Origin of the sequence: Lentilactobacillus parabuchneri DSM 5707 = NBRC 107865, assembly GCF_001435315.1 — a bacterium.
In the GTDB taxonomy this organism is placed as follows: Bacteria; Bacillota; Bacilli; order Lactobacillales; family Lactobacillaceae; genus Lentilactobacillus; species Lentilactobacillus parabuchneri.
This window is the reverse complement of record NZ_AZGK01000003.1, coordinates 154031-166868: the sequence shown is the minus strand read 5'-3', so window position 1 is coordinate 166868 and position 12838 is coordinate 154031. Positions and strand designations below refer to the sequence as shown.

The 12838-nt window shown below is 44.1% G+C and carries 16 protein-coding genes and 1 riboswitch; of the genes, 2 read left to right on the top strand and 14 right to left on the bottom strand.

All coding sequences use genetic code 11. The features are described from left to right. Window positions 1-145: 145 nt before the first annotated feature. The 5 genes from FC51_RS04635 to FC51_RS04615 all read right to left on the bottom strand — a co-directional run bounded on the left by FC51_RS04635 (window position 146) and on the right by FC51_RS04615 (window position 5252). Entirely contained in the window at window positions 146-784 is a 639-nt protein-coding gene (locus FC51_RS04635; RefSeq protein ID WP_057911004.1) for a deoxynucleoside kinase, read from the bottom strand. 107 nt (window positions 785-891) lie between these two features. After that, entirely contained in the window at window positions 892-1932 is a 1041-nt protein-coding gene (locus FC51_RS04630; RefSeq protein ID WP_057911003.1) for a tagatose 1,6-diphosphate aldolase, read from the bottom strand. Between the two features lie 138 nt (window positions 1933-2070). After that, window positions 2071-3555, bottom strand: a complete 1485-nt coding sequence (locus FC51_RS04625; RefSeq protein WP_057911002.1) for an amino acid permease — start codon at window positions 3553-3555, stop codon at window positions 2071-2073. A 94-nt stretch (window positions 3556-3649) separates the two neighbouring features. After that, window positions 3650-3824: riboswitch (Lysine riboswitch) on the bottom strand. 84 nt (window positions 3825-3908) lie between these two features. Then, complete coding sequence (locus FC51_RS04620) at window positions 3909-4418, bottom strand: GNAT family N-acetyltransferase (RefSeq protein ID WP_057911001.1); 510 nt, start codon at window positions 4416-4418, stop codon at window positions 3909-3911. 141 nt (window positions 4419-4559) lie between these two features. Next, window positions 4560-5252 (bottom strand): phosphatase PAP2 family protein, encoded by a 693-nt coding sequence (locus tag FC51_RS04615; RefSeq protein WP_225355038.1) that lies wholly within the window; start codon window positions 5250-5252, stop codon window positions 4560-4562. A gap of 153 nt (window positions 5253-5405) precedes the next feature. Between FC51_RS04615 and FC51_RS04610 the strand changes: the two genes are divergently transcribed. Both FC51_RS04610 and FC51_RS04605 read left to right on the top strand, forming a co-directional pair. Beyond that, window positions 5406-6242, top strand: a complete 837-nt coding sequence (locus tag FC51_RS04610) for a sulfite exporter TauE/SafE family protein (protein ID WP_057911000.1) — start codon at window positions 5406-5408, stop codon at window positions 6240-6242. Window position 6243: 1 nt separating this feature from the next. After that, complete coding sequence (locus FC51_RS04605; RefSeq protein WP_057910999.1) at window positions 6244-6627, top strand: DUF1634 domain-containing protein; 384 nt, start codon at window positions 6244-6246, stop codon at window positions 6625-6627. 63 nt (window positions 6628-6690) lie between these two features. On the opposite strand, the gene FC51_RS04600 is transcribed toward FC51_RS04605, so the two are convergent. The 9 genes from FC51_RS04600 to FC51_RS04560 form a co-directional block, all read right to left on the bottom strand. Then, entirely contained in the window at window positions 6691-7578 is an 888-nt protein-coding gene (locus FC51_RS04600) for a DUF4097 family beta strand repeat-containing protein (protein WP_057910998.1), read from the bottom strand. Further along, on the bottom strand, window positions 7575-8207 hold the full coding sequence (locus tag FC51_RS04595; protein ID WP_057910997.1) for a DUF1700 domain-containing protein: 633 nt from the start codon (window positions 8205-8207) through the stop codon (window positions 7575-7577). The genes FC51_RS04600 and FC51_RS04595 overlap by 4 nt, the downstream gene beginning before the upstream one ends. Continuing rightward, window positions 8200-8517: a PadR family transcriptional regulator gene (locus FC51_RS04590; RefSeq protein WP_057910996.1), complete on the bottom strand. Its 318-nt coding sequence runs from the start codon at window positions 8515-8517 to the stop codon at window positions 8200-8202. Before FC51_RS04590 ends, FC51_RS04595 begins: the two co-directional genes overlap by 8 nt. A 111-nt stretch (window positions 8518-8628) precedes the next feature. Then, entirely contained in the window at window positions 8629-9084 is a 456-nt protein-coding gene (locus tag FC51_RS04585) for a threonine/serine exporter family protein (protein ID WP_057910995.1), read from the bottom strand. A 9-nt stretch (window positions 9085-9093) separates the two neighbouring features. Then, entirely contained in the window at window positions 9094-9864 is a 771-nt protein-coding gene (locus FC51_RS04580) for a threonine/serine exporter family protein (RefSeq protein ID WP_057910994.1), read from the bottom strand. Between the two features lie 4 nt (window positions 9865-9868). Next, window positions 9869-10516 (bottom strand): metal-dependent transcriptional regulator, encoded by a 648-nt coding sequence (locus FC51_RS04575; protein WP_057910993.1) that lies wholly within the window; start codon window positions 10514-10516, stop codon window positions 9869-9871. A gap of 22 nt (window positions 10517-10538) precedes the next feature. After that, window positions 10539-11450 (bottom strand): cation diffusion facilitator family transporter, encoded by a 912-nt coding sequence (locus FC51_RS04570; RefSeq protein ID WP_057910992.1) that lies wholly within the window; start codon window positions 11448-11450, stop codon window positions 10539-10541. 143 nt (window positions 11451-11593) lie between these two features. Continuing rightward, complete coding sequence (locus FC51_RS04565) at window positions 11594-12211, bottom strand: FMN-dependent NADH-azoreductase (protein WP_057910991.1); 618 nt, start codon at window positions 12209-12211, stop codon at window positions 11594-11596. A gap of 374 nt (window positions 12212-12585) precedes the next feature. Next, the gene (locus FC51_RS04560) at window positions 12586-12807 is read right to left on the bottom strand and encodes a MerR family transcriptional regulator (protein ID WP_057910990.1); all 222 of its coding nucleotides are present in this window, start codon (window positions 12805-12807) and stop codon (window positions 12586-12588) included. Window positions 12808-12838 lie beyond the last annotated feature (31 nt).

Here is a 12838-nt window from a genome sequence, read left to right as displayed (position 1 = left end):
ACCTGCCCGTTTTCTTGTGCTGGAATATTCGATGACAGTTCCCACCAACCACTGTCTCTCTGAAATCTACTTAATAGGCACAAAACGTTTTATCTGAGTTCGATTATAACCAATCAAGCCATAAATCACAAGGTCACGTCAAAAACTAAATCGCCAACTGCTCAACTTTGGCATCGATCATGTCGATGACCTTGTGTTTATCCGCATCATTTTCGACAAAGTCGTACTGATCGCCATCAATTTGAATCTTAGGCGATTTGTCGTAATCTTGATACCACTGCTGGTAGCGGGTGTTCAAATCTTTATAGTATTGGTAGAGATCCGGGTCATTATCAATTTGTTCAAACGACCGACCGCGCTTTTCAATCCGCTTCAACATCGTTTCAAACGAAATATTGATGTGGATTAATAAGTCGGGATTCTTGCTGTGGTCCATGTGCGGCATTTCCTGCATCATATTTTGAAGCAGTGAGTCGTAGATGCTGACTTCCGTTTCGGTTGCCCGACCCAAATCGGCATTCAAATGGAAGAGCAATGAATCCTCAAAAATTGAACGATCCAAAACACTCTCACTATTTTGCCAAGCTTTTTTGATATCAGCCATCCGCCGGTTCAAAAAGTCAATCTGTAATAAGAAAGCGTACTTTTTAGGATCCTTATAAAACAGCGGCAGAATTTGATTGTGTTCAACAGATTCGTAATATGCGGGTGTTCCGAGATGTTCTGACAACATTCGAGTCAAAGACGTCTTTCCGGCACCAATTGTTCCAGCTAATACAAGCATGTTAATTCCCCTAACGTTTCAGCGTGCAGTGAATACTTCGCACAATATTTTTATCAACGCTACATATTGTACTAGTTAGGCGGAGGTGGTGCAACATATTGTGTAAATTATTGTAAATTCGATATGTCAACGACTTCAATGTTATCCAAACCGCCGTATGCCTCGTACCAAGGAGTGGCGTTCTCAGACAAAATTTGTGTCAATTCAGTCACGTTTCGGGTCCCCTTGCGTTTGAGCCAATCTGTTAACCCGTCCTTACCGTCACGAATATAAATGTCGACACCTTCGAGCCAAGTTGCCCGGCCACTCAAGACACCGTTAAATTTGGCGCCAGCTTCTCCAGCCAGCTTAAGCTCACGCTGGAAAACAGGGGTTGGGACACCGGCACTCAAGAAAATAAATGGCCGGGTTGCTTCATCGCTTAATTGCTTGAGATAGGCTTTGGCTTGGGCTTCTGTATAAGCAAACTCGTCACCGTCACCCCATCCCTCAACAAAAGTTGGGTTGAATGGAATTTCCATTTTCAAAACATCAATGTGGTACTTATCCTGCGTAAATTCCTTCATCGATTTCAAAACCAGCTCAGGCTTAATCTTGGCAAACTCCAGTGACTTGCTGTCATAACGGTCATCATAGGTCACAATTTCAAAGAAAGTTGGCGTTTCGGCTGCCACACCCTCGGTCCCATAACGTTGTGCAAAGGCTTTTTTAACGTCATTAACCTCATCAGGGTCATTGGGATTGTAGTAAACCAACACTTTAAGGGCATCGGCGCCCTTTTCGACCATAATCTGGGCGGACTGGTCCGGAATTAAACTGGGTAATCTGCCGGGAGTGTCGGCATCGTAGCCGGTCTTTTCATATGACATGATCAGACCGGTATCTTTGGCCTTTGCCTGAATTCCTTTAAACCCCATTTGATCGTCCAACAGAACCGCTGAACTCAATGGGCTTAAGATCTCTGAAACAATTTCCTTAAAATCGTAAACCATCGTCATACTGAAAAGCTTACCGTATTTTTCGGATGCCGTTTTCATCGACTTAACAAGTGATCCACGTTGATCTAACGCCAAAGCATCGATCATATGCTGATCATTGGAAACTTTATTCATTCGTTCAAATTTACCTTTGGAAATTAATTTTTTCATATTTAGTCCACCTCATATTTTAAATATACCAATTGGTAAGAGTGTACCAAATATCAAGGCGAAATATCAAGCAAAATACCGATAAAATAATAAAAAATTGGCCTATCTAGTTTGATAGACCAATTTGGTGTTGATATATTACTTCTCGTTAAGTTCGGAAAGATTTTGATCTTTATGCGATGGGGAAACGTCTACCTCATCTAAAGGAATGATTTTCGTGTGGTGCTTAATTTTGTACCAAAAGTATAAAACCAGAACCAGTGGCACACTCATGTAGGTCACCAAAATCTGCTTCCAATCAAAGTTCATGAAAGCTTGGGGATTTTGACCGACGATCACCAAGATACACAAGATTAAGCATAAAACCGGGCCAAATGGGAACAGCTTGGCATGGTACTTGAGTTCGCTGATACTGTGGCCTTGTTTGACAAATGCCCGTCTAAAGCGGAAATGTGAAATTGCAATTCCAAACCAGGCGATAAAGCCAGTCAAACCAGAGGCCGCCACCAACCACATGTAAATTTTAGGACCGGCAATACTGGAAATAAACGTCAACAGTGAAACAAATGTCGTCACCAGTAGTGAATAATACGGAATCCCATTTGCGGCGGTTTCACCCAGCTTTTTAGGCGCATATCCACTGTTGGATAAGGAATACATCATTCGAGTCGAGGCATACATTCCAGAGTTGGCCGATGAAATAACCGATGTCAAAATAACTGCGTTCATCACACTGGCCGCTGCAGCCAGACCTGCTCGCTGGAAGACCAACGTGAACGGACTAATCGCAATATCCGTCGCACTGGAGCCCAACAGTGAGTGGCTGGTATAAGGAATAATGGCTGCAATCACAAAGATCGTTAGAATATAGAACAAGATAATCCGCCAAAAGACTTCGTTAATCGCCTTTGGGACACTGTGCTCGGGATCTTGGGATTCACCAGCGGTAATTCCCACCAGCTCCGTTCCTTGAAATGAGAACCCGGCAACCACGAACACACTTAGAATCGCCGGAAATCCCCCCACAAACGGCGCTTGTTTGATTGAGAAATTCCGCATTCCAACAAAATGTCCGCCCATAATGCCAAAGATGGTCAACGCCCCCACAATCAGGAAAATGATGATTGTGACGACTTTAATCGCCGACATCCAGAACTCCGTTTCACCAAACGTGCTGACCGACATGGCATTAATTAGGAAAATAACCACTAATGCAATCGCGCTCCAGATCCACGCCGGAACGTTTGGCAGCCAGAATTTCATCACCAATGCGGCGGTACTAATGTCCACCGCAACGGTAATTGCCCAGTTAAACCAATAGTTCCAACCCATGGCAAATCCCAGGGCCGGATCAACATATTTGGATGAGTAGGCCGCAAATGACCCTGAAATTGGCATATTCGTGGCCATTTCGCCTAAGCTGGTCATCAGGAAGTACACCATGAGGCCCATCAGAATATAGGCTGTCAGAGCGCCTCCTGGCCCCGCCTGGCTAATCGCTGATCCACTGGCAACAAATAATCCGGTTCCGATACAACCTCCAAGGGCAATCATTGAAACATGGCGAGCCTTCAAACCTCTCTTAACCTGCCCGTTTGATTCTTCGCTCTCGTTTTCGTTCATTTCTTCGTCTCCCATTACTTATAGTTAAATCCATTCACTAAATCTACAAAAAAATCCCTTTCAAAATATTGAAAGAGACCGTTACGTTTCTCAACATCTTGATAGCTCCCCGCGGTATCTGCCACGACAGTCCCTAACCTCTTAAGTTAGGGCCCAACAACCAACCGGAAGGCGATTGATTGTTTCGGCACTCATCCCTTTTTACTTCAGTCATAACTTCCTTCAAGTTCCTGAAATATACTTATAATGAATGCGCCTCTACTCGAATATATCGATTAATTTAGTTTTAAACTTTCAGACAATAAAAATTGTAACTCAATTGACCCAAATTGACAAACCACAGCCCCTTTTGACTAGTCAAAAGACAAGTGGTAAATCAACTTCGGCTTACCCACAATCGGGTCCACTATTTTGGCGACGCGGCTGAAGCCAACCCTTTCCAGAAGGGCAATTGAACCCACGTTATCGACAAACACCTCTGCACTAATCGACCTGATTTTACCGTCAGCTTGAAGCGCGGTCATTAACTGAGTCAGTGCCTCGGTCATGATGCCTTTCCGCCAAAAATCCGGGTGAAGAAAATAACTGACTTCCAAGTTTTTCGAATCGGGAAGCCCGCTTCGGCTCACCTTATCAAACAATAAAATGGACCCAATCAGTCGACCGTCCATTCGAACGCCAAAAGTCCCAGGATGCTTCAGCTGGCCTTTGGCAACCTCAGACAGCATTGCCTGGTTGCTCAACAAATTAAATCCGGCTCCGTCAGCGACTTCTGGAATGGTAATCAATGCTTCATAAGCAGCCAAATCAGCTGGACTGACTGTGGTGATCATTGTCCGTTCGGTTGCAATCGGCAACTGCATCGTCCTTCCTCCTCAGTAAAAATGGGACGAAAGGATTTTGGCCCCAGCGTGTACAAGAACGACTCAAATATCCAAACGCGGGATATCATCAACATTCTCCTAAACTCTGGAAGCTAACCGCTTTTTGCCCCACATTGACATTTATATCTTTGTATTGACCACGAACCGGTATCTTGCGACTTGTGGCGCGTAACTGGCGTACAGCATTTCTGAAATCAACAACCATGAGTAGCCAACCAGACATGCCCCAACCGTATCGGTGGGATAATGGGCATTCAAGTAAATTCTCGAAAGCATGACACAAATGAGCACGACAACCAGCAATGCTTTAACGATGAACCGAATGGACGCGTGTTGAATCAATGGGATGACAATAACCCACAAAATGCCGGCTACTAAGAAAAATCCAAGAACATGACCGCTTGGAAAACTATAGCCATTATCAACACCCAAGTGAAGCGGTGGCCGGTGACGTCGGACCAGTTGCTTAACAATTGCACCGATCACATCACCGCCGCCAATTGTAAATAAAGCCCACAGTGCCGGCACTTTATATTTGAACCCCCATAAGAAAAACGCTGCGATAAACACCCAGAAGATATCCATCTTGGGGCTCGCTAAAAACGTGACCATTCCGTAGAAGTGTTCCAGGCCTTGTGTCGGCGCTGATCCCTGAACGGCAGTGGTAAAAATTGAATCTAAAAATTGCAGATAATCAAAGTTAAATCCCACAGAGACTGCCAGCAGTACCGTAAAACATACTGCAACAATCAGCTTGACCAGCCGGTTTGGATCCCGCTGCATCAGCATGTAGTCTTCGTTTCCATACATCATTTTAACAATCCTCTCGTATGTATTAATCAAATTCGAGTATATCACAAATCAGAAATTCGATTTTATTTCTGAAAATTCTTTGTCATCTTTTAATTATTTACAGAAAGTGTATAATCTTTTGAGTTGTTAGATATTCGAAGGGGAGGAAAAGACTTGATAAATTACGCATTAATCATGATTGCCATCGGGGTGTTTGCTGGATTTGCCGGTGCAATCCTTGGACTTGGTGGTGGCATCATTCTCACACCAATATTGACGTTGTTAATGGGCGTTGACATCAAATATGCAATTGGGGCCAGTATTGTGGCCGTGATTGCCACCAGTTCTGGTGCCACGATTGCGTATCTGCGCGACAAGGTGCTGAACTTACGGGTTGCCATGTTTCTGGAAATTGCGACCACGTTGGGGGCCCTGAGCGGTGCCCTACTGACCGGTGTCATCGATCCAAAATACCTATACATACTTTTTGGATTACTCCTGTTGTTCTCAGGTTATAACATGATCCGCAAGTTGATCAGCCACCAAGAGGTACTACACCGTGCTCATCCAGATAACCTGTCGGCCAAATTTCGTCTGGACAGCACTTATTTCGACAATGTTGAAGGTAAACAGATCGATTATCAGGTGGAACACATTCCCGGCGGTCTTGCCGTGATGTACGGTGCCGGCATTGCCAGTGGCCTTCTGGGAATTGGGTCAGGCGCGTTCAAGGTGATCGCCATGGATACGGTCATGAAAATGCCATTGAAGCCGTCAACTTCTACAAGTAACCTGATGATGGGGGTTACCGCAGCGGCCAGTGCGACGGTTTACTTCTTTAACGGCTCAATCAAACCAATGATTGCCGTTCCCCTGGCACTGGGCATTCTAGTGGGTGCCCGTGGTGGTTCCCGAATTGTGCGTGATATGTCCGCGCGATCAATTCGAATGATTTTCGTGCCAATTTTATTTTATATCGGAATTGAAATGTTCATGAAGGGGCTGAGATAAGATGGCTAAAAATTCCAATGAGCAAGAAATCAAAGAAGAAATGGCCGACGTCGAATTGGTGATTGGCAAAATTCTTCGCTTGGGCGTCATCGTCTCGGCAACGATCATGATCATCGGCTTGGTGCTGCTCATCGTCAAAGGAAACGGTGGTTATCCTCACAACGCCTTTCCAACTGATTTCACCAACATCTGGGCTGGTATTGCCCAGTTAAAGCCATACGCAATCATGATGCTGGGGATCTTCTGCCTGATCTTAACGCCAGTCCTGCGAGTTGCCGTCTCGATTTACTCATTTTACCGTGAAGGCGATCATTTATACGTTGTCATCACGACAATTGTGTTGGTTATTTTAGGGATTAGTTTTGTTTTAGGCATTATGCGATAAAAATACCTTTATACGAGAAAGCGCCTCAAGATTTTTAATCTTGGGACGCTTTTGTTATTTGTATTAGTGAATGTCGACATCACCGACGTCACTGGTAAATTTATAGATCACCGGATGTTTAACTGAACTAAGAATCTGCTTCTTATGTGAACTGCCAAAGACCGAAACATCACCAACATCAGCGCTGACGGAAACTTGGGTCTTTTTATTTCTGGCAATCTTGCCGTCAATGTCGCCAACATAACTCTTAGCGGTAAAGCTCTCAGCAACGTTTTGCTGGTTGAAATCAATATCACCCGCGCCGGTTTTAACGTTCATGGTCTTGAACGTATTCGACGTTAATGTCACATCTCCGGCCCCAACGTCTAACTTGGCATTTGGAAATCGACTATGTGAAAGCGTCGTGTCACCTGTATTATCAAGATTTAAGTTCCCTTTTGTAACAACGTGGTCCAGAGTAATATCGCCAACCCCACTGGACGTAATTGTTTTGATTGTCAGATTATGGACAGAAATAGAATCCGATACGTTACTGGTAATCGTTCCAATTTCGGTATCCTGAGGGACCGTGATGACCGTTTTTCCAACACTTTTTGAAGGCCGCTGAAAATCGCTGCCAAACACAATCACTGAATGGCGGCGTTGTGGTAATTTCAGAACGAAATGCAGCGTATCTCCCGATTTCGTAATCTTAGTCGCACTGGGGTATGTCACTTCGACCTTTGAAACATCGCCCTTTTTAATTTGAACCGGACTGTCTGTTGAAAGGTCAAAGTTTTTAATCCCATCGTATTGGGAGCTTGTCTGGTGAGAATCCACGTGCGCATACGACTCTGTCGTAAAGCCGTGATCCCAATAAACGGTTTTAGCGCCACCGTGCCCAAGGCCGATCGAAAACAGGACAACGCCTAAAAGTGTCACAACTAATCCAATTACAACTGTTTTTTTCATTGTTGATCACCCTTTCTGTTTTGTTCTGCCCGATTTTTCGGCACGATTTTGTTATAAATCCATTTTGAAAATAGCGTAATGCCGCGAATCAATTCGTTAATCAGCCACTTGAACGCAGGGAACAGCATAACAAGGAGTCCTGCAACAATTAAGGCGATCCCCAAGTAGAAGATTCCGCTCCAAAACGATGTAAATATGGTTCCAAGACCGACGACAAGTCCAACAACACCTAAAGTAATGATGGCCACAAATACTGCTATGACAGCCACAATTAGGGACCCAACAACTGCAATCGCTGCGACAAATAATCCCGCCAACCCAAGTGCCAACGGAATTGTGACCGGAGTCGACACAATTGCCAAAATAATCAGCCAGATTGTTTTGACATCATTCTTTGGCTTGCTGCCTCTTGTCTGATTGCCGCTGGGCGCTTCCATCGTTCGAATCGAGTAATCTGCCAACACTTTTCGAGCCAATTGATGCGGCGTTCCAAGTTCGCGGACACAGTCATCGTATGTTTCAAAGCCACCGTCTTGGAGATACTCCTGATAAAAGTCAACGGCTTCAGCTCGTTCATCCTCACTCAGTTGGCCCAACAACGCCCGAAATTCCGCAATGTAATCATTCATCCTGACCATCTCCTATCATCTTGTCAATTCCTTTTTTGAATTCTTCCCACTCGCGTTGAATGATGCCAAATTGGCGTTGTCCCTCGGGTGTAATCTTGTAATATCTCCGGTTTCGTCCCTGGTAAGGCTCATCGTAGGTTGTCAATAAATCATTTTTCTTCAATCGCCGAAGCACCGGATACATCGTCGATTCTGAAACTGAAACTGATTCTTGAACCTTCTGGGTGAGCGCATAGCCGTAGTAGTCCTGCTGGTTTAAAATTCCCAGCACGCAGCCATCCAGTAATTCTGTACTTATTTGAATCGCCATATTGTCACCTCCACAATATTATATGTCGTATAATATTATCCAAGACAAATATTACACCTCGTCAAAAATTTGTCAATCAGTATGTCAAAATTGGCCATAAAAAAAGGAATCCTATCGATTCCTCAACCGTGTTGCATATTTAAGTTTAATTCGAATTTTGTTGATCAGCTCTGCCACAATGAATCCCAACGCAATTGAGCCGGCAATCCAGACCACTTCGGAAAGGTAGTTGAACGCTACTTGGTAATTTCCCATGGCAAAGTTCTTGATGGTGTTATAAGCCTGGCCGCCAGGAACCAATGGCACTAATCCCGGCACGTCAAATAAAATGCTGGGCATCTTCTTGAGATGGGCGATGATGACGGACACCAACCCAATCGTTAGGCCACCGAAAAAGTTGGCGGCGCCTAATCCGCCCCACGTATTGATAATCGCGTAGTAGACCAGCCAACTCAACGTGGCGGTGATACCCGCGACATTTAGTGCCCGGTGCGGCAAATTGACGATCAGGCCAAAGCCAATTCCAGAAAAATATACACAAATACATTTAATGATAAATAAATTCATTTGAATCCCTCAAAAGAAGTGTAGCGCAATTGCAACGCCAAATCCCAACGCACAAGCACTGATCAACGCTTCAATTCCTCTGGCCGGCCCACTGATCAAGTTGCCCGATAAGGCATCCCGAACGGCATTGGTCAGTGGAATTCCCGGAACCAGCGGCATAATTCCACCAATGATAATATCATCCGCGTGAACGCCCAGGCCCCACTTAATCGACAGCAACGCTAGGGCACCAACTACGACCGCCGCCAGGAACTCGCTCAAAAAGCGTATCTGAATGTAGATATTCAAAAAATAATAAACTGCCCAGCCGAACATGCCGACGATAAACGTAATCCAAAAATCAGGCAGGTTGTTTTGAAACACAACGACCAGCGTTCCGCTGACCAATCCGGCCCCCAGCGTTTGAAGCCATAACGGGAACGTGGCCACCAAGTCATCAATGTGGACAAGGTCGTCACGGAATTCGTAGATATCAATTTTTTTGGCGGCATAGGCCCGTGATAATTCATTGACCTTAGCCACTTTTTCCATATCAAAAGCCCGTTTATCGATCGACCCGACTTCGGCACCGACTTCCTTAACGCCACCGGACATGATAATTCCGGTTAAAGTCGCGTAGACCTGCGCATCCTTCAACCCGGCATTTTTGGCAATCCGCATAATCGTGTCGTTTACCCGCGACATTTCAGAACCGGATTCAATCATGATTCTTCCTGCTAAAACGCAGGTGTTTAGTACCAAGTGGTCGTAATTCTCCTGCCTGGTAGCTGTATCTGCCATGCGATCACCTCACAAAAACGTAGTGGGCCGTTTTATAACCAATTACCAAGTTCTTCTTATCGGTCAAATTTTTGACCGTGACCGACCCTTCAAACGGATCGTGGGAGACGATCTTTAGTTTGTCGCCGATATCAAGCTTAATGTCTCCCAATAAGGTAAGCAGATCGTGATTGTCTATAAAGCGGTTGACGATGACCTCTTCACCGTCTTTGGCTTCCGTGAGAATTTTATCATGATCGGGATGGTAATTGCCATTGCGATCTGGAATCACACCACCGTGCGGACAGCGTTTGGGATTGCCTAAAAAGTCATCCAAATGATCAATCATCTTGTCTGAGGTCACGTGTTCCAAGAGTTCAGCTTCATCGTGAACATCGGAAATATCATAGTGAAGCGTGTTAACAAGAAAGGTTTCCCAAATTCTGTGCTTTCGAACTAATTCTTCAGCGTAGCGCTTACCCTTAGCAGTTAGTTGAACACCGGAATAAGGTTCATGGGTCACCAGCTTCTCATCGACCATCTTATTAACCATTTCAGTCACCGAACCAGCCGCAATGTTTAAGCTAATTGCAATTTGCTTATTGCTGATTAACTTATCGGCGCCGCCAAGTTCAAATATAATTTTTAAATAGTCCTCTTTCATTGGGGTCATTAAGCTCAAAATCTCCTATATTTTATGGAATGTCATTTCCGCGATCATAAATAATGTCTTCGTTTTCGCCACGAGTCGTTTCAGCTTGAATAGTAACGTGACACATGTGGTACTTTTCTTTGAGTACCTTACTGATTTCAGAATAAATCGGTTGGGCGTCACTCAGTTTCATATCGTGCATATTAACGTGGGCTGAAAAAATTAAATTATTTTCATCGATCATCCAGGCATGAACGTGATGAACAGAGAATACGCCGTCGATTTGCAGCAGGTCACGCTTGATTTGATCATAGTCCAAGTTGGGGGCTCCCTGCATCAAAATCCGGAATGTTTGGCGAATAATTGGAATTGATTCGTAGAAAATGTAAACCGCCACAAGGACAGTGACAATCGGATCAGCCAGTGTCCAATTATACAAATCAATTAAAATTCCACCGAAAATAATTGCAATTGATGATAAGGCATCACTCAGAATATGTAAATAAGTGGCCTTCATGTTCAAGCTGCTTTTAGAACCTGAATTGAGTAAGAACGCTGACAATAAATTGGCAGCCAAACCAATGACCGCAATCGTTAACATCAAATTTCCATTGATGGGTTGCGGGTCAGTAATTCGTTTAGCCGCTTCAACAATCAAAAAGACACAAATAAGGGCAAGTGCGATTGAGTTCAGGAATGCCGCAATAATTTCAGCTCGTTTGTAGCCAAAGGTGTTCCGCGCATTTTGCTTTCGCCGACTGATACGGCTTGCAGCATAACTGAAAACAATCGAAACAGAATCGCCGGCATTATGAAACGCATCTGAAATTAATGAAAGACTCCCTGATAACGCCCCGCCGACAAATTCTGCAATCGTAATAACAACGTTTAGCACGGTCACCCAAAAGAACTTGGAGCCGGCCAATTCTTCGTGATCATGATTTTGTTCTGCCATCAATTAATCACTCCAATCTAGTATTATTATTGCATTAGTTGATGAAAATTTCCATAGCCCTAAACAAAATGTTTAGGTTGCCAGAAAAATAGAACAGAAAAAGCGTGTGAAAAACTCGCACGCTTCTGTTGAAATGATTCACGTTAAAATGTCTTTGCAGCTCTCCTGGCGTCGTCTTCGGCATTGCTGACGATTTCTTCAGCCTGTTCTGGTGCGTGGTCCATGCCTTCAATCGAAATTTTTTCGACTGACTCGACACCAATGAAATTCAACATGGTCTTCACGTACTGGGTGCCAAAATCCTGATTATTGTATTTGCCGCCAGCTGCTTGAATATGAATTGCCTTCTTGCCGCTCGTCAGTGCAATTGGCGCTGTTTCGGTGTACCTGAACGTTTTTCCGGCAACCACAATTGTATCAATCCAGGCCTTGAGCTTGGTCGGAATCATCAAATTCCACATCGGATTGGCAATGACCAGCTTATCGGCTGCCAGAAACTGCTCTGTCGAGGCGTTGAATTCTTCAACTTTTAGCTGTTGTGAAGAACTTAAGTCGCTAAACGGGGTTCCTTCGCCCAATTGATCCCAGGCAGAAAGAATGTCGGCATCTAGTTCCGGAAAATTCGATTTGTACAAGTCCAGGTATTCCAACGTATCGTGAGGATGATTCTTGACATACGCATCAAGAAACACTTTAAGTACCTTTAACGTCCGTGATTTTTCACTTTCTGGCCGTGCAATCACGATTAACACTTTTGCCATACTAACCCCTTCTTTGCTTGTTATCTGCTTCGTTATTCGGTCATTTCCCACAATATAGCATGATCTGCAGCTCTTGACAACGCTTTCACATCAATTGTCAAAAGAAAAAGACCAGCGCAATTGCACTGGCCCTTTCTAAGGGGAATCGGCGACTCTAATGGTTTTAATCAAATATCACTTCGTTCATACTCGAATACTGATCCGGTTTATAACCGAATACTCAAAGTGCTTTTATTCGCACGATGGAACTCTTTTGTCACATTACTTGTGCAATCTAACAGTATACAAACGATCATCTAATTAATGACTCAAGAGCGCCAATACCCCTTGTGATTAGAATATCATTCCATTCGGGGTTTAACAATAACTTTATCCTATATCTTGCAACGTTTAATCAGCTCTTTAACATCTTCGACCGACGAACCGTTCTCAATAAAGCAATGAGCCATTTCAACCCAGTACATATCCGTTTCATCAAAGGCAATGTCATCAGCTGTCTGGGCTCTGCTTGGGACCAAACCGTTTTTGATATAATCGTCAATCACGGCTGGCGCAACATCAAATTTTGCAGCCGTTTCATTCAATGTAAGTTTCATAACAGTAACTCCCAAATTCGTTTAATTTCAA

What these genes read in the sequence shown, in the direction of transcription:
- FC51_RS04635 (WP_057911004.1), bottom strand. Translation starts at nt 784, where the DNA reads ATGCTTGTATTAGCTGGAACAATTGGTGCCGGAAAGACGTCTTTGACT.
- FC51_RS04630 (WP_057911003.1), bottom strand. Translation starts at nt 1,932, where the DNA reads ATGAAAAAATTAATTTCCAAAGGTAAATTTGAACGAATGAATAAAGTT.
- FC51_RS04625 (WP_057911002.1), bottom strand. Translation starts at nt 3,555, where the DNA reads ATGAACGAAAACGAGAGCGAAGAATCAAACGGGCAGGTTAAGAGAGGT.
- FC51_RS04620 (WP_057911001.1), bottom strand. Translation starts at nt 4,418, where the DNA reads ATGCAGTTGCCGATTGCAACCGAACGGACAATGATCACCACAGTCAGT.
- FC51_RS04615 (WP_225355038.1), bottom strand. Translation starts at nt 5,252, where the DNA reads ATGATGTATGGAAACGAAGACTACATGCTGATGCAGCGGGATCCAAAC.
- FC51_RS04605 (WP_057910999.1), top strand. Translation starts at nt 6,244, where the DNA reads ATGGCTAAAAATTCCAATGAGCAAGAAATCAAAGAAGAAATGGCCGAC.
- FC51_RS04600 (WP_057910998.1), bottom strand. Translation starts at nt 7,578, where the DNA reads ATGAAAAAAACAGTTGTAATTGGATTAGTTGTGACACTTTTAGGCGTT.
- FC51_RS04595 (WP_057910997.1), bottom strand. Translation starts at nt 8,207, where the DNA reads ATGAATGATTACATTGCGGAATTTCGGGCGTTGTTGGGCCAACTGAGT.
- FC51_RS04590 (WP_057910996.1), bottom strand. Translation starts at nt 8,517, where the DNA reads ATGGCGATTCAAATAAGTACAGAATTACTGGATGGCTGCGTGCTGGGA.
- FC51_RS04585 (WP_057910995.1), bottom strand. Translation starts at nt 9,084, where the DNA reads ATGAATTTATTTATCATTAAATGTATTTGTGTATATTTTTCTGGAATT.
- FC51_RS04580 (WP_057910994.1), bottom strand. Translation starts at nt 9,864, where the DNA reads ATGGCAGATACAGCTACCAGGCAGGAGAATTACGACCACTTGGTACTA.
- FC51_RS04575 (WP_057910993.1), bottom strand. Translation starts at nt 10,516, where the DNA reads ATGACCCCAATGAAAGAGGACTATTTAAAAATTATATTTGAACTTGGC.
- FC51_RS04570 (WP_057910992.1), bottom strand. Translation starts at nt 11,450, where the DNA reads ATGGCAGAACAAAATCATGATCACGAAGAATTGGCCGGCTCCAAGTTC.
- FC51_RS04565 (WP_057910991.1), bottom strand. Translation starts at nt 12,211, where the DNA reads ATGGCAAAAGTGTTAATCGTGATTGCACGGCCAGAAAGTGAAAAATCA.
- FC51_RS04560 (WP_057910990.1), bottom strand. Translation starts at nt 12,807, where the DNA reads ATGAAACTTACATTGAATGAAACGGCTGCAAAATTTGATGTTGCGCCA.